Origin of the sequence: Alcaligenes faecalis (assembly GCF_005311025.1) — a bacterium.
Classification (GTDB): domain Bacteria; phylum Pseudomonadota; class Gammaproteobacteria; order Burkholderiales; family Burkholderiaceae_B; genus Alcaligenes; species Alcaligenes phenolicus.
In genome coordinates this window covers 816506-839508 of sequence record NZ_CP031747.1, presented here as the reverse complement: position 1 = coordinate 839508, position 23003 = coordinate 816506, and the positions used below count along the sequence as shown (strand labels likewise).

General features: G+C 54.7%; 23 protein-coding genes and 1 tRNA gene. 10 read left to right on the top strand and 14 right to left on the bottom strand.

Features of this window, described 5'->3' with window-relative positions:
- The first annotated feature begins 17 nt into the window (after positions 1-17).
- The 5 genes from D0C27_RS03850 to D0C27_RS03830 all read left to right on the top strand — a co-directional run bounded on the left by D0C27_RS03850 (position 18) and on the right by D0C27_RS03830 (position 5761).
- Positions 18-1661, top strand: coding sequence for a dipeptide ABC transporter ATP-binding protein (locus D0C27_RS03850; RefSeq protein WP_137430459.1), 1644 nt, complete (start codon positions 18-20; stop codon positions 1659-1661).
- Between the two features lie 150 nt (positions 1662-1811).
- On the top strand, positions 1812-2747 hold the full coding sequence (locus D0C27_RS03845; protein WP_009454329.1) for an N-carbamoyl-D-amino-acid hydrolase: 936 nt from the start codon (positions 1812-1814) through the stop codon (positions 2745-2747).
- On the top strand, positions 2738-3919 hold the full coding sequence (locus D0C27_RS03840; protein ID WP_137430458.1) for a YgeY family selenium metabolism-linked hydrolase: 1182 nt from the start codon (positions 2738-2740) through the stop codon (positions 3917-3919). Before D0C27_RS03845 ends, D0C27_RS03840 begins: the two co-directional genes overlap by 10 nt.
- Positions 3920-3938: 19 nt before the next feature.
- A complete protein-coding gene (locus D0C27_RS03835; protein ID WP_137430457.1) occupies positions 3939-5471 on the top strand; it encodes a M81 family metallopeptidase in 1533 nt (510 codons plus the stop codon).
- 213 nt (positions 5472-5684) lie between these two features.
- Positions 5685-5761 (top strand) — tRNA-Pro (locus D0C27_RS03830).
- Positions 5762-5855: 94 nt separating this feature from the next.
- On the opposite strand, the gene D0C27_RS03825 is transcribed toward D0C27_RS03830, so the two are convergent.
- From D0C27_RS03825 to D0C27_RS03810, 4 genes are all read right to left on the bottom strand, one after another.
- Positions 5856-6578 (bottom strand): hypothetical protein, encoded by a 723-nt coding sequence (locus D0C27_RS03825; protein WP_137430456.1) that lies wholly within the window; start codon positions 6576-6578, stop codon positions 5856-5858.
- A gap of 36 nt (positions 6579-6614) precedes the next feature.
- Entirely contained in the window at positions 6615-6812 is a 198-nt protein-coding gene (locus D0C27_RS03820) for a hypothetical protein (protein ID WP_009454246.1), read from the bottom strand.
- Between the two features lie 296 nt (positions 6813-7108).
- Positions 7109-7666: a hypothetical protein gene (locus tag D0C27_RS03815; RefSeq protein ID WP_137430455.1), complete on the bottom strand. Its 558-nt coding sequence runs from the start codon at positions 7664-7666 to the stop codon at positions 7109-7111.
- A 478-nt stretch (positions 7667-8144) separates the two neighbouring features.
- The gene (locus D0C27_RS03810; RefSeq protein ID WP_060185013.1) at positions 8145-9455 is read right to left on the bottom strand and encodes a ParB/Srx family N-terminal domain-containing protein; all 1311 of its coding nucleotides are present in this window, start codon (positions 9453-9455) and stop codon (positions 8145-8147) included.
- A 242-nt stretch (positions 9456-9697) separates the two neighbouring features.
- On the opposite strand from D0C27_RS03810, the gene D0C27_RS03805 reads away from it, so the two are divergent.
- A complete protein-coding gene (locus tag D0C27_RS03805; RefSeq protein WP_137430454.1) occupies positions 9698-9982 on the top strand; it encodes a hypothetical protein in 285 nt (94 codons plus the stop codon).
- A 99-nt stretch (positions 9983-10081) separates the two neighbouring features.
- On the opposite strand, the gene D0C27_RS03800 is transcribed toward D0C27_RS03805, so the two are convergent.
- The 4 genes from D0C27_RS03800 to D0C27_RS03785 form a co-directional block, all read right to left on the bottom strand.
- Positions 10082-10558 (bottom strand): copper uptake system-associated protein, encoded by a 477-nt coding sequence (locus D0C27_RS03800; RefSeq protein ID WP_137430453.1) that lies wholly within the window; start codon positions 10556-10558, stop codon positions 10082-10084.
- Between the two features lie 169 nt (positions 10559-10727).
- Complete coding sequence (locus D0C27_RS03795) at positions 10728-12875, bottom strand: TonB-dependent receptor family protein (RefSeq protein ID WP_137430452.1); 2148 nt, start codon at positions 12873-12875, stop codon at positions 10728-10730.
- Between the two features lie 62 nt (positions 12876-12937).
- Entirely contained in the window at positions 12938-13366 is a 429-nt protein-coding gene (locus D0C27_RS03790; protein ID WP_137430451.1) for a DUF2946 family protein, read from the bottom strand.
- A 64-nt stretch (positions 13367-13430) separates the two neighbouring features.
- Entirely contained in the window at positions 13431-14426 is a 996-nt protein-coding gene (locus D0C27_RS03785) for a zinc-dependent alcohol dehydrogenase family protein (protein WP_137430450.1), read from the bottom strand.
- A 99-nt stretch (positions 14427-14525) separates the two neighbouring features.
- On the opposite strand from D0C27_RS03785, the gene D0C27_RS03780 reads away from it, so the two are divergent.
- On the top strand, positions 14526-15443 hold the full coding sequence (locus tag D0C27_RS03780) for an AraC family transcriptional regulator (protein WP_137430449.1): 918 nt from the start codon (positions 14526-14528) through the stop codon (positions 15441-15443).
- 69 nt (positions 15444-15512) lie between these two features.
- On the opposite strand, the gene D0C27_RS03775 is transcribed toward D0C27_RS03780, so the two are convergent.
- Positions 15513-15791, bottom strand: coding sequence for a D-serine dehydratase (locus tag D0C27_RS03775; RefSeq protein WP_240688305.1), 279 nt, complete (start codon positions 15789-15791; stop codon positions 15513-15515).
- Between the two features lie 105 nt (positions 15792-15896).
- Here D0C27_RS03775 and D0C27_RS03770 point away from each other — a divergent pair, with 105 nt between their 5' ends.
- The 3 genes from D0C27_RS03770 to D0C27_RS03760 are packed head-to-tail and all read left to right on the top strand — an operon-like array spanning position 15897 to position 18740.
- On the top strand, positions 15897-17027 hold the full coding sequence (locus D0C27_RS03770; RefSeq protein ID WP_035273219.1) for an NAD(P)/FAD-dependent oxidoreductase: 1131 nt from the start codon (positions 15897-15899) through the stop codon (positions 17025-17027).
- A gap of 35 nt (positions 17028-17062) precedes the next feature.
- Complete coding sequence (locus tag D0C27_RS03765; protein WP_035273217.1) at positions 17063-18136, top strand: YkvI family membrane protein; 1074 nt, start codon at positions 17063-17065, stop codon at positions 18134-18136.
- Positions 18126-18740 carry a helix-turn-helix domain-containing protein gene (locus D0C27_RS03760; RefSeq protein ID WP_035273216.1) on the top strand — a complete coding sequence of 205 codons (615 nt, stop codon included), beginning with the start codon at positions 18126-18128 and terminating at the stop codon, positions 18738-18740. The genes D0C27_RS03765 and D0C27_RS03760 overlap by 11 nt, the downstream gene beginning before the upstream one ends.
- Here the strand turns inward: D0C27_RS03760 and D0C27_RS03755 are convergent.
- The 5 genes from D0C27_RS03755 to D0C27_RS03735 form a co-directional block, all read right to left on the bottom strand.
- Positions 18737-19678, bottom strand: a complete 942-nt coding sequence (locus D0C27_RS03755) for a formylglycine-generating enzyme family protein (protein WP_137430447.1) — start codon at positions 19676-19678, stop codon at positions 18737-18739. The genes D0C27_RS03760 and D0C27_RS03755 overlap by 4 nt on opposite strands.
- A gap of 154 nt (positions 19679-19832) precedes the next feature.
- The gene (locus D0C27_RS03750; protein WP_137430446.1) at positions 19833-20507 is read right to left on the bottom strand and encodes a hypothetical protein; all 675 of its coding nucleotides are present in this window, start codon (positions 20505-20507) and stop codon (positions 19833-19835) included.
- A 12-nt stretch (positions 20508-20519) separates the two neighbouring features.
- A complete protein-coding gene (locus tag D0C27_RS03745) occupies positions 20520-20720 on the bottom strand; it encodes a hypothetical protein (protein ID WP_223254031.1) in 201 nt (66 codons plus the stop codon).
- A 132-nt stretch (positions 20721-20852) separates the two neighbouring features.
- Entirely contained in the window at positions 20853-22220 is a 1368-nt protein-coding gene (locus D0C27_RS03740) for a TrkH family potassium uptake protein (protein WP_009454213.1), read from the bottom strand.
- Positions 22221-22223: 3 nt separating this feature from the next.
- Positions 22224-22877 (bottom strand): potassium channel family protein, encoded by a 654-nt coding sequence (locus D0C27_RS03735; protein ID WP_009454211.1) that lies wholly within the window; start codon positions 22875-22877, stop codon positions 22224-22226.
- Positions 22878-23003: the final 126 nt, after the last annotated feature.

Below are 23003 nucleotides of genomic sequence, written 5' to 3'. Positions count from 1 at the left end.
GGGCAGGAGACATAACAATGAATACCTCTACGACCAAGCCCCACTGTGTTTTGTCGGTGAAGGACTTGTGCATCGAAACTAAAGCGACTAATCCCCGCCAGTTGGTGAACAAGCTCAGCTTTGATGTGTATGCAGGCGAGACCCTCTGCATTGTGGGCGAGTCCGGCTCGGGCAAATCCTTGAGTTCCTTTGCCATCATGGGCTTGTTGCCGCCCGATACCTTGCGTGTCAGCCATGGCAGTATCGAGCTGATGGGCGAGAACCTGCTGACCATGAACAAGGAGCATTTGCTGTCCTTGCGGGCTTCGGCCATGTCCATGGTGTTTCAGGAGCCCATGACCGCGCTGAATCCGGTGCAGCGGGTGGGCGAGCAGATCGACGAAGTGATCCGTATCCACGAAAAGAACAGTTCCCGGCAGGAGCGTCGCCAGCGTGTGATCAATATGCTGGAGCGCGTGCGTTTGCCGGAGCCGGAAAAACTCTTCATGGCCTATCCGCATGAGCTGTCCGGCGGTCAGCGCCAGCGCATCATGATTGCCATGGCCTTGATCTTGCAGCCACGTTTGTTGATTGCGGATGAGCCTACCACGGCGTTGGACGTGACCACGCAAAAGCAGATTCTAAGCCTGATCAAGGAACTGCAAAGCGAATGCGGCACCTCGGTCATTTTTGTGACGCACGACTTTGGTGTGGTGGCCGATATTGCTGACCGGATTCTGGTGATGAAGCGTGGCGATAGTGTGGAGATGGGGACGTGTCAGCAGATTTTGTCCAATCCCAAAGAAGCGTATACCCGCTCCCTGATTGCGTCCGTTCCCAATGTGCATCCGCCTGCAAAAGAGGAAGTGCAAAACGAGATCGTGCTGAGCGCCCGTGGTTTGGGCAAGGTCTATGGCTCGGATTGCTGGTTCTCCAAAGGTCGCAAGATGCATGCGCTCAGCGACATCAATCTGGATATCCGCCGAGATGAAGTGCTGGGCGTCGTGGGGGAGTCCGGCTCGGGCAAGTCCACCTTGGCGCGCTGCATTATTGGCCTGGTTGAGGCCAGTTCAGGGCAGATCACTCTGAACGGTGAAACTTTACCCGCCGCCTGCAAGGATCGCAGCCTGGCGCAGCGGCGCAAAGTGCAGATCGTGTTTCAGGACCCGTATCGCTCTTTGAACCCTCGCGTGACGATTGGCCAGTCTTTGACCGAGGGCATGCACAACATCGGCGTCGATCCCAAAGTCGCTATCGAACGCGTGACCGAGGTCTTGTCCATTGTGGGGCTGGACGCGGATGTGCTGGAGCGCTATCCGCATCAATTTTCGGGTGGTCAGCGGCAACGGCTTTGTCTGGCCCGCGCCATTGTGATGGAGCCGGATGTCCTGATTGCGGACGAATCCGTGTCGGCGCTGGATGTGCTGGTGCAAGAGCAAGTGCTCAAGTTGCTGGTCGATATCAAGCGCAAAACTGGTGTGGCCATCCTGTTTATTACGCACGATTTAAGGGTGGCGGCCCAGATTTCTGATCGCATTGTGGTGATGCAAAAAGGCCGGATTGTGGAGGCCGGGGACCCAGGGCGTGTCATTAGCCAGCCTAGTCAGGCTTACACCCGTGAACTGGTGGAATCCGCACCCGGTGTGCATTGGGATTTTCAGAATTTTTGTGCTTATGCCTGATTGATGCGCGTGTCAGCGCAGCTGGGGGCTGAGCCTTGTGCGCAGCCCGGCGCGCAGTCTGTTTTCGATTTCTGGCCCTTGATTGAGAGGGGCCGGGCGTTCCGAATCCCGCCCAGGGCGGATCTTAATTGTTGATGGAGTTCATATTTCATGTCCAGGTTTGTCAATGTAGCTGCGGCCCAACTGGGTCCTATCGCGCGCAACGAAACCAAGAAGCAGGTGGTTGACCGCTTGCTGGCCCATTTGCATCAGGCCAAGAAAATGGATGTTGATGTGGTGGTGTTTCCCGAGCTGGCACTGACCACGTTTTTCCCGCGCTGGTTCAGCGAGGATATTTCCGATTTTGATTGTTTTTACGAAACCCAGATGCCGGGGCCGGACACCCAACCCTTGTTTGATGCCGCTGCCAAATTGCAGATAGGTTTCTACCTGGGCTATGCCGAGCTGGTCATTGAAAACGGCGTCAAGCGTCGCTTTAACGTATCCATTCTGGTCGATAAAACCGGCACGATTGTGGGCAAGTATCGCAAGGTGCATTTGCCCGGTCACGGCCAGGACGAGCCCTGGCGTGCTTTCCAGCATCTGGAGAAATACTACTTTGAACCTGGCCACGAGTTCGGCGTGTGGTCGGCCTTTGGGGGCGTGATGGGCATGGCCTTGTGCAATGACCGCCGCTGGTCAGAAACCTACCGCGTCATGGGTTTGAAGGGCGTGGAAATGGTCATGCTGGGCTACAACACGCCGGTTCATAATCCGCCCGCACCCGAGCACGACGACCTGTCCATGTTCCATAACCATCTGGTGATGCAGGCCGGGGCCTATCAGAACGGCACCTGGGTGGTAGGGGTGGCCAAGGCGGGGAGTGAGGAGGGTATCGAGATGATTGGTGGCAGCGCGATTATTGCGCCGTCTGGGGAGATTGTCGCGGCTTGCTCGACCAAGGGTGACGAGCTAGCCATTGCCCGCTGCGATCTGGATCTGTGCCATTCCTACAAAAGCACGACCTTCAACTTTGAGCGTCATCGTCGACCAGAGGCTTATGGTTTGATCAGCTCGCAACGTGGAGCGGTAGTGCCATGGGCGTGAGCGAACACAAGCAAATGGATCTGGCTTGGGACGCCGTCAGCCTGACACAGGCCTTTGTGCGCATTCCCAGCCTGTCCGGGCAGGAACAGGCCATGGCGGACTTTGTGCAGCAAGTCATGCGGGACTTGGGCTTTGATCAAATCAGTGTGGATGAAAAAGGTTCGGTGCTGGGCTTTGTGGGCCCGGCCCAGGCCCCGCTGGCGCTGTTATTCGATGCTCATATGGATGTGGTCCCTATTGCTGGAACCTGGACGGTGGAGCCTTTTGGGGCGCAGATCAAGGATGGCCGCATGTATGGGCGCGGCACTAGTGACATGAAGGCAGGTTTGGCCGCTGCTCTGTGTGGAGCTGCAGCGGCCGCCCGTTCAGGCAGGTTGACGCAGCGCATTGCGGTGTCGGCCAGCGTGATGGAGGAAGTGATCGAAGGCTATGCCTTGTCTCATGCTCTGGAACAATGCACGCCCGGTGCCGTGGTGATTTGTGAGCCTTCGCGTTTGCGCATCATGGTTGGGCAGAAAGGGAGGCAGGAGATTCTGTTGCGTCTGCAAGGCCGTCCAGCGCATGCAGCCTTGCCTCATCTGGGGGTGAATCCTATTCAGGCAGCAGCCAAAGCTATTTCTGCTTTGCAGACACTGGATTTGCCCAAGGATGCGCAAGTCGGCCAAGCCTTGTTGGTGCCTACTGACATTATTTCCGACCCGCATCCATCCATTTCGCTAATTCCTTCTTCCGTTACCGTCCGTTTTGATCGCCGCACCCTGGTGGGGGAAAGCAGTGAGTCGGTACTCAAGCAAATGGAGCAATGCTTGCAAGCGGCAGGCGTGGAGGGCTTTTCGCTGGAACTGGTGGACAGTCAGGTACAAACCTATACAGGCCAGCAGGCCAGCCCGGAGCGGGACTTGCCCGCCTGGCGACTGGATGAGTCGGCACCTTTGGCCCAAGCCATGGTGCAAGCGGTCCAGCAAGCTGGGCGTGTGGTGGAAATGGATACCTGGTGGTTTTGCACCAATGGCTCCGAGTCCGCCGGGCGACGTGGCATTCCCACCATCGGTTTGGGGCCGGGCGAGGAAGCACAGGCGCATACGGCGGATGAGTCGGTAGCTATCGATGATGTTCTGGGGGCCAAGGACATTTACGAACAGCTTTGCCTTCAACTGGCGGGACAAGCGTAAGAGCAATCGGAGACAAGTGATGCGTATTGCAGTAGCGGGTTTTCAGCACGAGACCAATACCTTTGGCCCGGCCATGGCAACGATGGCGGACTTTGAGCATGGGGGCGGCTGGCCGGGAATGTGCCGGGCCGAGGCCATCGAGCCCGCCTTGCGTGGGGCCAATATCCCGGCAGCCGGGTTTATGGCTGCCGCCGCACAAGCCGGGGTCGAGTGCGTCCCGCTACTGTGGGCTGCCGCCAGTCCTTCCGCGCCCGTCGAGGCAATGACTTACGAGGCAATCGTGGCGGAGATTCTGTACCGCCTGGAGCAAGTTCTGCCCGTGGATGCGGTGTATCTGGATTTACATGGCGCCATGGTAGCTGAGCATCGCGATGATGGGGAAGGGCATTTGCTGGTTCTGGTGCGCGAGATGGTGGGACCGGATGTGCCGGTGGTCGCCAGTCTGGACTTGCACGCCAATGTCAGCGACACCATGCTGGCGCAGGCCGATATGCTGGTGGCTTACAAAACCTACCCGCATGTGGATATGGCGCAAACGGGTGAGCGTACTTTTCAGGCGCTGATGCGATGTCTGCAAAGCGGTCGTCGCCCGGAATTGGCCTGGCATCGACTGCCCTTCCTGATCCCGGCGATCTGGCAAAGCACCGAGATGGAACCGGCTGCCAGCCTGTACCGTCACTTGTCATCGCTGGAAGAAATAGAAGGCGAGGGGAGCGTGTCGTTCGCCATGGGCTTTCCTGCTGCTGACGTGCCCGAATGCGGAGCGGTTTTGTGGGCCTATGCGCAGACGCAGGAAGAAGCCGATAGCCGTTTAGCAGGCTTTCTGGACGAGGTGCTTGATAAAGCCCAAGGCTTCCAAGGCAAGCTGTACGAACCGGACGAAGCTGTGCAATGGGCGCTGAGTCATCCCGGCAAAGGCCCGGTGATTATTGCCGATGCGCACGATAACCCCGGAGGCGGTGCCAGCTCCGATACCTGTGGGCTCTTGCGTGCCTTGCTGAAAGCCAAGGTATCCGATGCGGCTTTAGGCTTGATCGTGGATCCGGAAAGCGCTGCTCTGGTTCACCAGGCAGGGGTTGGTAAAAGCATCGAGCTGTCCCTGGGGGGTAAATCCGGTGTTCCCGGTGATATGCCCTTGCATGCACGCTTCTATATCGAGTCCGTATCCGATGGTCAGTTCTCCGCCACCGGTCCGTATTACGCAGGCTGTGCCATGAACCTGGGTCCCAGCGCCTGTTTGCGCATAGAGGGTGTGCGTATCGTTCTGGCCTCCTACAAGTCGCAAATGGCAGATCAAAGCATGTTCCGTTTTGTGGGGATAGAGCCGGAGCAGATGAAGATACTGGTCCTGAAAAGCGCCGTGCACTTCAGGGCGGACTTTGGCAGTATCAGTGACCGTATCATTGTCGGAGCCGCCCCGGGAGGCGTTTCCATGCGCACAACAGACTTGCCATGGGAGCGTTTACCGGCAGAGCGCCTGCTGTATCCCGGTGGTCCCAGCCTGTCCCAATGGCGGGTCATGCAATCAGAAGGGCGGGCCTGTTCACAATAGCTTTGCATTTTTTACCTAAGTAGGTATACTCCTGCCTTCACGGTTTTGATGCGGATTAGCTCGGTAAAATGAGCTTTGAAAATCAGACCGCCTGTTCAGACAAGTGTGGATTTCAATCGACACCGGGATTAACTATCAATAATCTCGAATCGAAAGAAAAAATCTAAAAAACACTTGCAAGAAAGGAAGAACAGGGTTATAGTTTAATTCTTTCGGGGCGTAGCGCAGCCTGGTAGCGCACTTGCATGGGGTGCAAGGGGTCGAAGGTTCAAATCCTTCCGTTCCGACCAAATTTAAAAAGGCCTACAGCATTTTTGCTGTAGGCCTTTTTTATTGCTGTAGTGGTTTTATGGGATGTGCCCGCCAATGGCGGGTAGAGCAGGATCAGGCTTTCAAAGGAATAACGCCCCAGGAGGCGTATTCTCCAAAATTCGCCCGGCAATGCGGGCAGGTTTCGCTGAGCAAAGGGATTATTTGGTCGCAATTTGGACATGTGCCTTTCGGACCGAGGTCAGCAAGTCGCTTGTTTTCCCGACGCGCTTGTTCTGCTTCCAGAGCCGGGTCTGGCCAATTTGGCGAAGAGAGCAGTCTTGCCTTGAAGGTTTCTGCTTCTGCGTCGGAAATTGTGCCGCTGATCAGTTGATCCTCGATCACTCTTGCTCTTTCATGGCGCCATTGGGTGTTCAGAAAGCGCAGGCGGACAAAGATACCACCCAGAAATATGCGTAGCGCTGCGGGTTCCATCAGGCTGTAGTGCAGATGGAGTTCACCAAAATTCGTGGTCAAAACTATAAATGTTTGTGTCGTTTTCTTGCTGGTTAAGGCATTCAAGACACCTGCTATTGCCATCCCGGTCAGTGCCCCATCGACATCGAATCCACCTCCAATAAAACCTCCGCCGCTTACGACTGTGCCGGGACCATTGACAGAGAGATCGGCAACTTCGATTAGAGAGAAGGGGATGGTTCTGGTAGCCGAGTTGCAGCTTACCGTGTCACCTTCAAAAACGAGATTGACACTATCGCCGGGTAGAAACGGAAATCCGGGAGCGCCCAGGACGGTGCATTCATGAAGAATGATGGGGGAGTTTTGAGCTTGATTGGTCATCTGCGTACGGCCGCTTATCTATTTGGAGTGACTGTTTTAAAACTGGAACTTTTGGGGAGCACCGGATTCGCTTATTTCCATTTCGATGCAGCTCTCTAAAATGGAATAACTGCCGCCGGTCGTGCGTGCCACCCGGTCGCAATAAGTGCTTGTTTTGCTAGGGACAGACTCCCAAATTCTTTTCAAGTTGTTGTAGGCAGTCTGCTCCATTTTGATGCATTCGTTTGTGATCATTGCCGAACCTCCTGAAACAGCGGAGACGCTTTCACAGTAGGAGTTTGGGTCGTATCGGGGTAGCTCAGCAGCATACGCGGCTGATGACATGCAAAAAGCAGTGGCTCCGATCAAGGCTATTCTTATCTTCATAATCTCTCCAATGATGATTTGCTTGTAAAGGTCAGGAGCAAGGTGGCTCCTGGCTTCTTTAATGGTGTCTGTGCTGCAGGAAGCTTTCCAGGGTGTACCTTGTGCAAGGATTGAGGCCAACCCTGTCAGACAGATGATTTGTAGGCTGTGTGCCTGTGTTTGCTCTACTTGGATTCTTCCGCCAGAAGCGTTTTGAAATCCGCGTGGGTAACCAGTGCGCGGATCGCATCCTGAATGGCACCCAAGCCTGCCTGTGCCGTTTGATTGCATGCCGTTTCACCATAAAAACTGGAGGTGTATTTATGGGTGTTGTTGACGGCAATTGACTTTCCATTTGAAGAGCTAAGTTCCATACCCACTGTCCATGTTCCGCCCATGGAGTCAAAGTCCAGGGTAGTCAGTCTGCCTGTAAGTTCAAGGGTGGATTCTTTTTCATAAATATTTGCGATGATCAATTCGCTAATTAGCGCTTTGCGAACATAGTCGGCATAGCTTTCTCCATCAGGTGTTTTGATGGGCCCGACTGCACGACACATGATTTCCCCTGGCTGACTGTCTTTATTTGTGGGACTGTCGTTACGGAAGTCCCCAACATTGGCCTTTACATCGCCAACAGCCCGTAGAGCGACTACTGTATCGGTAGAGATGCTGTATCGTGGAACAGCATAAGTAGAACAACCAACCAACACGGTCGAAAGAGCTAAAACTGCGATTGTTTTCATAACGCTATCTCACCTTCCTCTATCAAACTAAAATTTTGTTACTTGATTTCTAAAAAATAAGGAGCCGAATTGCTCCTTTTCTTCTTTTGCTTAATTTTTCTTGTGTAAAGTCCTCAAAGCTTGAACTGCGTTCGTCGTCATTGCTTGTTCGTTCGATTTATATTCTCAAGATTGATAGGGGCATGAGATTTCAGGATGTTTTTCTTGATTTTTACCTCAGTAAATTGTTGCGCCTTATGAATTTCTTGATGTTGTTTCATAGAGCAATTTGTTGTTCCCTTAATCAATAGCCTGTCGATCATAGCTATTTTCTTCTTGAATGGCGATGGAGTTATTCTTGTTGATTTGATGAGTATTGGTGAAAGGGATTGCTCGCTTGTCTCAAGAGTGGGGAAAGTCCAAGTTGTTGCGGTGCGTCTAGCTATTTAAAAAGCCCGCATTGCGGGCTTTTTATTTGATCAGGTTCTGACTAGCTTTATTACCACCCCCAGCAAGTCCCCGCCGCAGGCTTGCCGCAATTGCGGTAGTTCACTGCAAACCACAGCTTTCCTGCACCCCGTGGGCTACCGTCAGATTTGACGTCGTTGCGTGGCAGTTCTTCCAGGGTGTCGCGCGCTGTTTTAGTGTCGGAGTCACTGGCAGCGTCCGGTTCCAGGACGATACGGCCTAAAGCTGCTGCATCACGGTCTTCAAAGACCAGATCCGTGTCTTTCAGAGCCGTCATTTTCAAGGCTGCATCGCGCACGGCAGCCGCGTAGCTGTCGTTTGAACCACCGGGTTGCAAGGCCTTGTTCAAGGTGCTCACCGCCAGAATCTGGGCCGGTGTGGCGGGTGGAGCCATCAAGTATTCGTCCAGTTTGGCCAATTGGCCCTCAGAAGCTTGGCGGCGCAGCCAGTCGCCCCACAGAAACTCTGCGTATTCGGGCAGCTTGCCGTTTTTATAGGCAAGGTCGCGGGTGAAATACACCAGGGAGCGATAGCGATCTTCCTGCATGCCACCGGCTTCTTTTTCGCTGGCCAGCCCAACGCGGGTGGGCAGTTGCTCGACAGTAATAGTCTGGTTTTCACCATCACGCAGCCAGACCAGTTTCTCTTTGCTCATGCGCTCCCAGAAGGCGGACGCTTCGCGGATGTCGCTGTAGTTGGCGCTGACTTTTACCCAGACGGGCAGTTTGGGGCCGCCGTCCGGGATTTCGCGCAGGGATGAGAAGGTGTGGTGGCCATCGGTCAGATAGAGATTGCCGTCCCAGCCTACGACCACGGTTTTCAGGTTTTCTGTTTGCGAGCCCAGAGGGTCTTTGCACAGATAGGTGGTGGGCTGGTCCAGGCGGGCAGCTTGAGCCTCAGCGATGGTCAGAAATTTTTGAGCACGTTCGGTTCCGCCCATATCCTCGCAGTAGTCGTCAAACTTTTTGCCGATGGTGCGATTCAGGTAGTCCAGTTGCTGTTTGGGGTCCTTAGCCCAAGTGGGCCGATCCAGATCGCCTTGCCAGCGTCCCAGCTTGTAGTAAACCTGATCGTAGCCAATGGCCGCTTGGGTGGGATGCAGTTCTTCGATGCGGACCTTGATGACATCGCCTGCCTTGCTGTCCAGATAGGCGGTGTTGCGAGGTGGTTCCGGTTCTTCAGTGACCGGTGGCGTGACGACGGGGGCTTCGGAAGAGTGGTTGCCGCCTGTGCTGGAGCCGCTGTCGCAGGCAGCTAAGGCCAAGGGCAACAGGGCGATACCTAAGGCTCGCAGGAGCTGTTGTCGGGCTGGGACAAGAGAGGGCAAGGAAGCGAGGTTCATGGTCCGTAATGGGATTTTGTTGGAAGATCCTAGATCATGAGGGATGGGTATTGCCGGAACATTGCATTCAGAAACATTCATCGTTTGTGCGGGATAGCTGCCTGCTTGTCACGGCCGGGGCGAAATTGTGACCAGCTTGCTCAGTCCTCTCCCATGCGGACTGAATCCCGTAAACTGTCCACGCTTGAATTAAATCGCTAAATCACTTCCTGGCTGTGGGAGCTGGTTTTAAAAGGTCATTAATGTCGCTCTACAAAAAAGCCTGGCTGTTCACCTTGTTCAATATCTTGCTCCTGGTCGCCTTGTATTTTGGGCTGCCTGTGTTCGACCGTGTGTTGGGGACCTTCGGGTTTTTAGTCTTTGGCTTTTATGTTCTGGGCCAGGGCTTGGTAGCCATGACCGTTTTTACTTGCCCAAAGTGCGGTTTGTCGCCGTTCATGGGTAGCCAGAGCTTGTTCACCAGTTATTCGCCCTTTCCGCGCAAGAAGTGTGGCCAGTGCGGGCATGACCACACTCAGACTGAGTAGGGCAAGTTGCGATCCGGCGGCCCGGCGATCCGGCGATCAGGCCCGGTGCACTGATTCCTTGTTGACTCAGTCCTTGCGCAGCGGGTTCTCCTTCCTGGATTAGTCGGGTTGATGGTTGTGATCCACCACCATATTGTCTCCAAAGGTGGAGAATTTGGCGGTGACCTCGGTGGGCAGTTTGGCTTCAGCCTCGCTGGAGTTCTTGACCAGGCGTTCTGCTGCTTCAGTGCTCATGCCTGCCATGGTCAGGGTCTCCACATCGTTCAAGCCATCGCCACCACACATATGAACATTCCATTCCCCATGACGACTCTTTAATAGCGCACGACCACCACGTGTCAGTTGCGTCCAACCCGCCAGGGCGTAGTCACCCTCGATTACGATAGGCTCCACCACAAGAGGGGCTTCGGGGCTGTCCCAAATCGCCTTCATGGCTTGGGAGATGCGATCGGCCTCTGATGGTGCAGCGTGAGCCATGCCCGTGAACATAGCGAACAAGATGAATAAAGCCATGGCGAAGAAAAGCCCATGGAGTGCCACTTTGAAGGTCTGGCGATGTTGTGAAGCGGTTTTCATAAAAACTCCTTGTTTCTCAAGCTAATAAAAGACAGGGTGGGGCTGTCGCCCCAAGCAGAGTGCTCAGCTGACTTGTTGGCAGCCAAGAGGCAGTGATCCGGCATATAAAGCGCGATAGTGGCGATTTGACGGGCATGACAAACTCCTTAGCAAGATAAAAAAAGTGGAATTAATACTGGATCTGCACACCGGCAAAGACCGATCTCCCTGTGCCCGGCTCGAACAAGGGCGAGGAGGCTGTGGCATAGTCGGTAATGCTGGCGCTGGCGATGTATCGACGATCTGTCAGATTGCGGCCATCTATATAGAAGGAGTAGGGGCCGCGTTCCCATCCGGCTCGCAAGCCAAGCAAGGCATAGGAGCTGGTCTTGGTGGTATTGGCGTTATCCACGTAGTAAGCCTGGGGCACCCATTCCACATTGGGGCCAATGTGAAAGCCCGACGGGTGTTTGTAGATAATCTCTGCCCGCAGATAATGCTTGGGTACGCCGGGCATTTGATTGTTGTTCCAGTCCCGGTCATTGTTGAATTTGAAGTTGCTGTAGGTATAGGCGCCTTTGATGTCCAGGCTGTCACTTTGCAGACCTTGCACCAACAAGCCACGAGCGGCCGTCCATTGCACACCTAGCTCTATGCCTTGATGGGTTGTGCGGTCTGCGTTGACGGTCTTGTCGCAGATGTTCCAGGGCGCGCTGATGCATTGCAGTTCATTTTTGATGCGTGCATGGTAAAGCGAGAGGTCCCACGCAACATCGCCTGTTTCTCCCCGTGTCCCGATCTCGAACGTGGTGGCACGCTGCGCTTGCAGACGGTCCAGGTCATTGCCGGTGGAGAAGTTCATGTCATCAAAGGTGGGCGGCTCGGCGCTGCGGGAAATATTGCCGTAGATTTGCCACTGCGGACCTGCATCCCATAACAGGCCTAATTTGGGATTGAAGAAGTTGTAGCTCTTGTCCCCGGATCGGGTGGCGGGCAGGCCGCCGTTATACAAGTCCTGACGCTTACGTTGGGCGTGCATGTACTGCAGGCCGGTAATCAGGGATAAGTCCGAACCAAGACTCCAGGCGTTTTCGGCATAGGCGGTCAGGTTGTTGGCCCTGTCTTTGCTGGCAGACAGCTTATCCTGCCGTTTGCCTCCTACGTTTACAGAGTTTTGAGCATCAATCTTGCCTGCCGACCAAGTCAAGCCTAGCGTGAAGTGGTTGTCTCTGCCTGCCAGCGGGCTGGTGTTGACCAGCCTGCCGTAAGCGCCGTAGCTGCTCGTGTCTCTATCAACAAACTGATAAATAGGGTGCCGTAGTGAGCTTTGCTCGAACCAGCCACCCAGTTCGTATTGAGTCTCTCCCATGACCAGCACTGTGCGGTTGGCAATGCGGCCTCCGTCCAGGTTGAGCTGCCAGTCGTGCTCTTTATTGGCTTTGGCAGCTTGCCGTGGATTATTCAGAGCCTGATCGCGGCTGACCGAGCCGGGAATATCCTGGTGAATTTGATAGCCGCTCAAGTAAAAACGGGTTTCTGACCGGTCTGAAAGCCGCCAAGCCAGGTTTGCGCTGGCTCGCAAGGAATGGCCAGCGCTTTGCTCTCTGTAGCCATCTTGAGTTTGCCAGGAGCCGGAAATCACGCCATCCAGCTTCTCGCCCGCAAAACCGCTGCCAAGTTGCACGCGCCGCCAGCCAAAGCTACCGGTATCCAGACGCCCTTGAAAGGCGTCGGCATCATGGCCGGTAGGGGTGACGAAGTTGATGGCTCCACCTAAAGTAGCGGCTCCGTACTGCAAGGCGTTGGCGCCTTTATAGACCTCGGTATAGCGGTAGGCTGTAGGGTCGATGCGATGAAAATTGCTGCTGCCGTCCGGGTCATTTAATGGAATGCCATCCTGGTACAAACTGATGCCGCGCAGATGGTAATACCGCGACAGACCCGAGCCACGTATGGACAGACGTGCATCATCTCCCCATTTGGGCTGTGCAAACACCCCGGGTGTGTAGTCCAGCATGTCTTTGACGGTGGCGGCCTTAGTGTCACGCCAGGCGCTCTCGGGCACCAGCGCCACCCCGCCCGCGACTTGTTCAATGGTTTTTTGAGCGCTTTGCAGGTCTAGAACGGTCAGACTTTTACCACGCTCTGGAGTGACGATGACGGGAGCCAGTGTTGGCGTCTGTGCATGAGCAAGGCTGGTCCAGGAGCTGGAAAACAGCAAGGTCAGAGCCAGGACGCTGCTTCGTGTGCGTGGTGATGTTTGTGCCGAGTGACGAGAGCGCGAAAAAGGGGCGGTCTGCACGGCGCATGCCTGTGCAGAAACACAAAAAATGGACATAAAAAAACCTTGAATGACTTCGCTGAAAAGCGACTGCACATACGGCAGTCGACGACGAGAGATCAAGCAAGGTTGACAGGGGGAGCGCGTGACCCTAGTGGTGGCCCCAAGGCAGGCAGGGGCGGCAAGCTTTGATTACGATGCACCAACAGCAAAGGCTGGTGAACCACCGGGACATCCAGGCTTGCCAGATCAGCGCTGGGTAGGGCTACTTGAGACAGGACCAGTGCGTAAGGGCACTTCTGCATATCCGCGTGTTCATTGGATTGCGGCGGATCAGCCTGTCCTGTCAGGCTCATCCAGATCGTGCTGGGCGTTCCTCCGGGGGCGCAAAGCGTGACGGAAAAGAAGCCATTCTGTTCACCCGAGCTATCGGGCATGTAGCCTGCCGGGACCAGCGAACGGCTCAGAAATGACAGGATCGCCAGGCAAAAAAGAATTTGCCAGGCTATGCCATTTTTAGCGAGAGAGCAGTGCCGGTGGATAGACATGGCAGGATTGTATTACAACTGCTTCTCAATTAGCTTTGATTTATCTTATGCCCGGACTCCGTCATTAGTGATGGATCACGATTTTTCCAAAGCGATCGCGCTGTTGCAGATAGCGGTAGGCTTCATGAGCGTTGTTGAAATCGAAGACCCGGTCGATTACCGGATGGATCCGGTGCTGGCTAATGACTCGATTCATGGTTTCCAGATCACTGCGACTACCCACACCGATGGCTTTATAGCTGGCCTGACTAAAGACCAGATCCATGACATCCAGCGATGGCACGGATTTTCCCAAGGAGCCGATCAAGGACACTTGCCCACCTACAGCAATCGCTTTGATGGATTGTGCAATTGTCACCGGGCCACCGACATCGACAATACGATTTGCGCCTTCGCCATGTGTGTAGTCTCGTACAAGCTCGGACCATTCTGGCGTGTCTTTGTAGTTGAAAACCTGGTCAGCCCCTAACTGCAGCAGCTTGTCGAACTTATTGTCTGAAGAAGTGCTGGAGATGACGTAGGCTCCCATTGCCTTGGCTAATTGAATGGCAAAAATGGACACGCCACCTGCTCCTTGTGTCAGCACTGTATCGCCTGCATTAATACCGGCCAGTGCGGACCAGGCCGTCAAGGCTGCGCAAGGCAGGGTTGCTGCTTCTTCAAAACTCAGATGGGCGGGCATAGGCGACAAGGCCTCTGCCGACACGACTTTATATTGAGTCAGCCAGCCGTCATGCTCAACACCATATTGCTCCCGGCCTGCGTAGGCTGGGCCACCGAACCAGTTCGGGAAAAAGCTGTTGATGACACGGTCGCCCAACTTGAAGCGCTGCACGCCGGGGCCAAGGGCATCAATGATTCCTGCTGCATCTGACAGTGGTACAGCCCCTGGCGTAGTGGGATAGCGCAATGTACCTTTCATGACCAACAGGTCTCTGAAGTTCAAGGACGAGGCCATGACTTGAACCCGCACTTGTCCGGGGCCGGGTTCGGGAAGCGGTTCCTGACCTCGTACCAGGTAGTCCAAACTGCCATATTGCGTAAAACGGTATGTGTCCATGCATGCTCCTGTTGATACTTGCATGGAGCATGCTAGGCTTGAGGCTTCAGACGATCTATAGTTGAAAATCCAATTTTCCTGTCTTATCGTCTGATAGTCATGAACCCCTTTGATGAAATCCTGGATGGCATGCGTTTGCAGCATGCTTTGTATGCGTGCTTCCAACTGCGTGCGCCTTGGGGCGTCAGCTTTGACACCGGCGAGTATGCGCGGCTGTTGATTGTCAGCAAAGGGGCTTGTTATTTGAAGGGAGAGCAGCGAGCCGACCCCGTGCTGCTGGAAGCGGACACCTGCATGCTTGTTCAACCAGGGGTGCAATTCTCGCTGTGTGACGGCAAGGAAAATCCGCTGGTTTCCTGTGAGACTTTGGCTCGGTATCCGCGTGCTGAGCCGATCGTCCATGGGGGCGATGGAGCTTTGACTGAAATCGTGACGGCCCGCTTTGCTTTTAACAAGTTGGCTGCCGAACCCCTGTTCAGTGCGCTTGGCCCCTTGGTACACACTCGCTTGAGGGCGGAAGATGCTGTCGCCATAAAAAGCATCCTGCATGTGCTGCAAACCGAAGCGCAAAGCCGGGATTACGGAACTCAGCTGATTAACGCCCGCCTAGTTGATGTGATGTTCATTCAGGTGCTGCGGGCTTTATCGCACTGTGCCTCCTTGGGGGCAGGGCTGTTGGCGGGTATTCGAGACCCCAGGATGGCCCCGGTCTTGCAAGCTGTGCATCAGCAGATTGCGCATCCGTGGTCGGTGGAGGAAATGGGCGCACTGATCGGGCTGTCCCGGTCCACCTTTTCTGCTTTGTTCAAGGCGGCTGTCGGGCAAGCTCCCTTGGCGTATCTGACGGCTTGGCGTATCTATAAAGCCAAGCTTTTGTTGGCAGCCGGTTCGCAGACGATAGGGCAAATTGCCGCGCAGGTGGGGTATGACAATGAGTCCAGCCTGAGCCGTGCTTTTAGCCGTTTGGAAGGAGTCTCGCCCGGTGTGTGGCGGCAGAGGCAACGAGCCGGAGTTTGATGTCCGGCCCTACGTCAGAAGATTGAACAGGCGCAGCCTTGCCTAAGAGCCTGTTCTGTCTGTTTCCGCTTACAGGCTGCGCCCCTTATCCAGATAGGTTTGAAACTCCGTCTCCGGCACCATGCTGCCGCCCGTTCCCCAAACCAGGTGGGTAGCGTTCTCCAGCTGAACATGCGTAAAACCCATACGCTGCAGATATTCAGGCGAGTTCAATACCCGCGCCATGCCGGGCACGCCAGCCAGGGCGGAGGGTTCCAGTTTGACCTTGTCCTGTTCGTAGGCCATGACCATCAAACGGTATAACTCTTCGTCCGTGACGGTGTAATAGCCGTCGATCAGACGTTGCATGGCTTTGCCCACGAAGCCCGAAGTGTCCGCCTAGTAAAAACCCTCTTGGATGTTTTTCTTGGAAAGACCTACTATTAGCCCTCAATTATCGGATATGAGAATTTTATGGTGTACGACTACGTAATTGTTGGAGCCGGGATGGCAGGCGTGTCTTTGGCCTACCGTTTGCCCGAAAGTGCCCAAGTGCTGGTTCTGGAAAGAGAGTCCCATGCTGCGTATCACTCCACGGGACGCTCGGCTGCGATGTTTGTTGAAACCTATGGTACGGAAACGATTCGTGCCTTGACTGTTGCGGGCAATGATTTTTTCAGCCATCCACCTGCGGGCTTTAGCGATCAGCCAATTTTGCTGCCGCGCGGTGTGCTGTATGTGGGGACCGCCGATCAGCAGGATTTGCTGGACAGCCAGTATCAGGATTGGCATGAACAAGGTCTGGATGTGAGCCGCTTGAGTGCCGAAGAAGCCTTGGCCATGGTGCCCTGTCTGGACCCTGCGCAGTTGGCCGGTGCCTTGTATGACGGTCAGGGTCAGGACATGGATGTGCATGCCTTGCACCAAGGGTTTCTGAAAGGTGCACAAGCCAAGGGTGTGAAACTGCGTCTGGATACGGAAGTGGTGTCGGCCAAGTGGGATGGCGAATGTTGGGAAGTTCAGCTCAACGCCGAGCCTGCAAGTTTGCGCACTCGTGTGCTGGTCAATGCGGCGGGTGCCTGGGCTGATACCTTGGCAGAACGCTGTGGCGTGCAGGCTTTGGGCATTCAACCCAAACGCCGTTCCGCTTTCCTGTTTTCGCCGCCCGAAGGTGTGGATCATCGTGACTGGCCCGCCGTCATTGATATTGGCGAAGAGTTTTACTTCAAGCCCGATGCCGGCATGTTGCTGGGTTCACCGGCCAATGCCGACGACGTGGATGCCCATGATGTCGTGGCTGAAGAGCTGGATGTGGCCACCGGCATTTACCGTATTGAAGAGCGCACTCAGCTCCGTATCCGTCGTCCCAGCCACACTTGGGCGGGGCTGCGCAGTTTTGCTCCTGATGGTGAGCTGGTGATTGGTCAGGATGCAAACTGCCCCGGCTTTTTCTGGCTGGCCGGTCAAGGTGGCTATGGGATTCAAACCGCCGCAGGCGCGTCCTTGCTGGCGGCCAGTTTGTTGCAAAAGCAGGATCTGCCCGATTCTTTGAAGGCCCTGAATATTGATCCGGCTGTGGTATCACCCGCTCGTTTCAGAACATAAAAACAGCAGCACTTTGATCTCCCGGAGGAGAAAGCATGTCGAATATAAAAAATATCCTGGGCATTGCGATGGCCTTTGTCGGTGTGGTGGTGGGGGCCGGCTTTGCATCAGGACAAGAGATATTGCAGTTTTTCAGCAGCTTTGGGTATTGGGGGCTGCTGGGAGGGGTGGTCAGTGGTCTGTGCTTCACGATACTGGGCATGGCGGTGGGGGAGCTTAGCCAGGTTTCGGTATCGCATTCCTTCAAAGAGGGCTTGTATCTGATTTGTGGGCCGCGTCTGGGTGTGGTGGTCGACATCATGATTACCTTCTTCATGTATGCGATTGCCGTGGTGATGTTTGCTGGTGGCGGCTCGCTGATGGAGCAGCAATGGGGCGTGCCGGCGCAATACGGCAGTATCGCCGTCATGCTGATTACCGTGCTGATTGTGTTCTTGCGCGTGGATCGGGTGATGGCCTTTATTGGCAGCGTCACGCCCATCCTGGTTCTGATGATGATTTTCCTGTGTATTTACAGCTGGAATACGCGGGATTTGCCATTAGAAGAACTGGATGTGATTGCGCAGACTAAACCACAAGGTGCGGGGCATTGGCTGGTTGGCTCTTTGCTGTACGTGTCCTACAACATGGTGGTGGGGGCGCCGTTCCTGATGATTGCCGGTGCGCAAGCGACTTCTCGGCGCAATGCCTTGCTCGGTGGACTGGTAGGTGGCTTGTTGCTGGGCTTTTTGATTGTGCTGATCAGCGCCGGTGTGTTTGGCCGTATCGATACGATTGGCTCGGCGGCCTTGCCCATGCTGATGCTGGCTACTGAACAGTCCAAACTGCTGGGAACCATTATGTCCGTGGTGATTTTCGCCATGATTCTGACGACCTCGGTGGGTGTGCTGTATTCCTTCTCGGCCCGGATTTTTACGCCCAATACCCGTAAATTCAATATCGGTACAGCTATCGCCGGGGTGCTGGGACTGGTGGGCGCCAAGATTGGTTTCATCAATCTGGTGGGTACGGTATATCCGTTTTTCGGTTACCTGGGCTTTGTTTTGATGGCCTGGATTCTGATTGCCTGGTTCCGTTTGCGCCGCTTACAATCCAGGAATGCTACGTAATGAACTGCTCAGCAAGGAACAGGTAGGAACCCGCCTGCGCCAAGCCCGACATAATCAAAAACAGACACTCAAGCAGTTGTCTGAAAAAACTGGCTTGGCGCTATCTACCATTTCCAAAGCAGAGTTGGGGCAGGTCACTTTAAGCTATGAAAAGTTTGTGGTCCTGGCCCGTGCCCTGAATATTGAAGTCGGTTCTTTGTTTGCCGTTCCCGATCAGGAAACTGCGCAGCCATTGCCCACCACCGAAGTGGGCATTTCCAGCCATAAATCTACGGCCACCCCTGGCTATGCCACCCGCAACTATGAATACGGCCTGTTGTTTGGCGAGCTCAGCGGCAAGCACATGAATCCGATTCTGGCCGTGATTGATTCACGCGATGCCAGCGAGTTTGACGACTATATCCGTCACGCTGGGCAGGAGTTTGTGATCGTGCTGTCCGGCTCTATTGCCATTCAGTTTGAAACTGGCGAAACCCTGTTTCTGGAAGCCCACGAGTCAGCGTATTTTGACAGTGGTATCGGACATATCTATTTATCCACCAGCGAAGACGACGCCAAGGTTGTGGCCGTCTGTACCAGTGGATTGCCGCCGGGGATTGTTTAAGGTTCGTCGCTTGGTTTGCGCTTGTCCGTCACATCATCAAAAATCGGTGGCAGGATGGTGTTTTGCGTGGCCGATACGGGTGGCGTGCCGTTGGTTTTCAAGGGGGCCACACAACGCGCGGTGGAGTGCTGGAAATACACAGTGCCTATTGGGCGGCCTTTCAGACGAGCCAGTTCGGGCTTGGCGTCAATAGCCGCTTCCGACAAGGGAAAGACAATGCCGCGTGTGGGGATGGTGTGGCGTGAGCTGGCTCCCTCATTGCTGTCGCCTTTGAAAATCCGTACGTGGGCTGGATCCCGGGTCGGGTCTGAGATCACCCATTCATGCAGGCCATTGGCCATATCCTGAATGCCCAGCGGATTGGGTGGGAAGGCGCCCGTCTTGTTTTTGTCTGCTTCATTGCCTTGCTCAGGCAAGTTGCGGCCTGCCTGCCACTGGCCGTTGTCGGTTGCCCAGGGAAAGGGCTGGCCACGGCTGCGGGCCGCGTATTCCCATTCAGCCTCTGTAGGCAGGCGCATGTCCAGGCCGTTGTTTTTTCCTAACCAGGCACAAAAGGCTTCGGCTTCGTCGTAGGGCATATTGGCGACCTGTTCGCCATCGCCTTTTACCGGCTGCCAGCGCGCAGGGCGCTTGGTTTGCTTCAAGAAGCGATCGTACAAGGCGTTAGTTGCCTCTTTTTTCATGATGGAAAAGGCGTTGACCTCTACCGGGTAGGGCTCCAGAGCCCCCTGATCCGGCTGTGCCACCCATTGCACGGACAACTCACCGTCGGAGTTACGCATGGGAACCTGAAAATTGCCGGCCATAAAAGAGCCGCCTTCTACCTGGATCAGTTCAGGACCGGGTTCGGGGCGCGTGGGTAGTGATCTCAGCACCAGCAGGAGCAGGACGCTGGCAACGATGAGGGTGGCGCTGATCCGAAAGGGGGTATGACGCAATCTTGTTTCCTTGCTCTCACCGCATGTGAGCTGAGAGCTTTGTCGATTAATTTCGCTTATATGGCCCCGTATTATTCCATGCCTGTTTATAAGACGGGTCTGTCTGAGCGCAGAGTTTAATGATTTATTGGTATGGAGGGGGCGTCTATTATGTTTATTCAGCGTTTTTAGACGGTTTTTCAGGGACAACCGTCAAAGGAATGCGGATAGCCTGGCCTTCCTGGATCATAAAGTGCCAGCGAGTGGCATCAAACAAGGATGGGCTGATCTCAAAGACTGCGACATCCGAAACGCTCACCAAGGGGTTGATTTTGTCAGGGCCAACCGTGTCCAGATCATGAGCGTAGCGATAGTCCTGTGTCGCTCGCTGATTGGGCGCTACTTTCTGGCCTGAAGGGTCAACCAGAAACAGGCGTGGCCGATGGATCTGCGGATTCAGTGGACGAGGGCTGGTGTTGGTGTAGCGGTAGTGCAAGACGATAAACAGATTGTCCTGACGCGCCGGAGTTGCCAGTTCCCCGGAGTCCAGCTGAGTCTGACGCTGCCATTCATCCAGGTAAGTATGCAGGCGCACACCCTGATAGTCGGGCGTGAACAAGGTCGTTCCGTAGTTCAGAACGGGGGCCGCAGGCGGGATAGGCGCAATGCCGGGAAGGGAGCCTGGCTGCTTTTGTGTAGATAGAACCCGATCGTTTTGACTGTAGGCAGTGGCAGAACACAAGGCTAAAGCGGCGCACAGCCAAAAACGGGGCAGGGTGACAGTCATGGATGTGAACAGGGCCGCTTCAAGAGGTGTAGGCAGGGGAATGGGGGCCTTAATCGCAGGCAAAAAATAAACGGCTCATGAGCCGTTTTTCTTAACTACTTTTTTTAGATCGTCCAGCTCTTTGCGCAGGGCGACAACTTCGTCACTGAGCAAACCAATAACGGCCATTTGACTTTGATACATTTCGACCAGCGGGTGGTAGCTAATCCCACGGCTGGTCAGTTCCCGGCAAAGCGCGCTAAGCCCAGTGCCAGCGCGCTTGGTTAAAGTAGCCATCTTCCTGTGATCCATAAGCCTGCATCCTGATCAGTAGTTGTTCGATGTTTACATCCATTAACCATACCAAAATTCGGTGACAATAGTCGTCTTTCTTAAAACTTCTTGTATATCTGTGGTTTAGCGACAGGTCTAGCCCACTTGGAAGTTGCCTTCCGGGTAGCGAATACGGCTGCGTTTGCGGGTGGCCAGCGAGTAAATCAGGGTTAGAGGCCCGAGTCGGCCTGCAAACATCAGCACCATGATCAGGATCTGGCTAGGCGTGGATAGCTTGTGGGTAATGCCGTGACTCATGCCGGTGGTACTCAAGGCCGACGCGGCTTCAAACAGCAGGCTGGTAATGGGCATGTCCTCAAACAAGGTCAGCAGCAAGACGCTGATGAAGTACAGTGCGCCGGTAATCAGGAAAAGGGCCAGGGCTTTCTGTACGGTTTCCGGAGCCACGCTGCGTTCCATCAAGACCACCTCTTCGCGTTGACGGATGTAGGAGCGTACCGCCGCCAGCAAGACAATCAAGGTGCCGATTTTGATACCGCTGGCCGTACTGAGCGAGCCGCCACCAATCAGCATCAGCACAATCAGGGTCAACTGAGTGCTGTCGCGCAGGCTGGCAATGTCCATGGTGGTAAAGCCCGCAGTACGGGTGGCCGCATTCTGCATCCAGGCGGCCAGCGCCTGATCACCCAGGCCCAGCATGCCCAACGTGTTTGGATTCGTGAATTCCAGCGCCCAGAGACTGAAAAAACCAATCAGGTTCAGGATGAGTGTTCCGATCAGGATCAGCTTTGTGTACGGCAAAAGTGTTTGCCAGCGTTTTTTCTGGCCCACGTCGGCCAGTACCGTAAAGCCAATCCCGCCCAAAATAATCAGACCGGACAAAGTCATGACTGACACGAAATCCCCGGAAATGGGGATCAAGGAGTCATGAAATAGCGAAAAGCCCGCATTATTGAAAGCCGTGACCGCATGGAACAAGGCGCGATAAAGGGCTGTGGTCCACGGTAAATCAATGGTCCAGCGCAGAAACAGAATGGCGGCGGCGATCAGCTCAATCAGGGCAGCAATCTTGAACACTTGAAAGGCTGTACTGCGGATGCGGGACACGCTGGTTTGATTAAAAGCTTCCAGTGCCAGTGCCTGCTGGCTGACACTGATGCGTTTGTGCATGGTGATGGCGGCAATCACGGCAAAGGTCACAAAGCCCATACCGCCAATTTGCACGAGCAGCGCCAGCACAATTTGCCCAAAGTGCGTCAAGTCTGTTGCCGGATCAATGACCGCCAGGCCCGTGACAGTGACGGCCGAGGTGGCCATGAACAGCGCCTGAAAAATCCCCAGCCGGGGCGTAGCCGCTTGTGGCAGGCTCAGCAAAATTGCGCCCAGAATAATCAGGGCCATAAAACCCAGCGCCAGCACCAGTGGCGGGCTGGCGCTCAGGGTGCGGGTATGAGGATTGACCTCAAGACGGCGAGTCAGACTATTGGGCAGCCAGTTGCGCATACATCAGACCAATTTGGGGGCGGCGGTACGAAGTGCTTGCAGCTGTCCAAGCAGGATCAGCAAATCCTTGGCATGCAGGGCAAAATCAGCATCGGGCTGGATGGTGGTTTGGCCACGACGTTTGACCAGCAGGACCTGCACGTCGGCCATTTGCTCGCGCAATATGTCCTTGATGGTCTGGCCGTTCATATTGTCGCTGGCGGTGACTTCCACAACATAATCGCCGTTACCCAGAGAAATGTAATCGTTGACCATGGGGTAGCTGAGCATTTGGGCGACTCGTATGCCCATTTCTTCTTCGGGGTGAATAATCCGGTTCACACCAATCTTGGCCAGAATCAAATGCTGGGTATGGGAAATGGCTTTGGCCCAGATTGTCGGGACACCAAAACTTTTCAGGTGAACCACGCAAACCAGGCAGGATTCAATATCAGCCCCAATCGCAACCAGAACTACGTCATAATTGTCCAGCCCCAGCTCTTCCAGAGCCTGGCGGTCAGTGACATCGGCAATGACGGCACGGTTTAATTGGTCCGCATACTTGTTGACCAATTTCGGATTGGTATCCACTCCCAGTACGGAGTGGCCCATTTTCATGAGTTCCAGGGCGCAGGCCGAACCGAAGCGGCCTAATCCTATGACGGCGAACTGTGCCATAGCTTATTTGATCCGTTTGATGCTTGAAACAATTTCAAGCCAAATTAAGCGTTGATGGTATAAAGACATATCTGGTAAAAACCCTTATCGGGTATTCCCTTGGGCGCGTGTCGTTCAAGCCCTGGC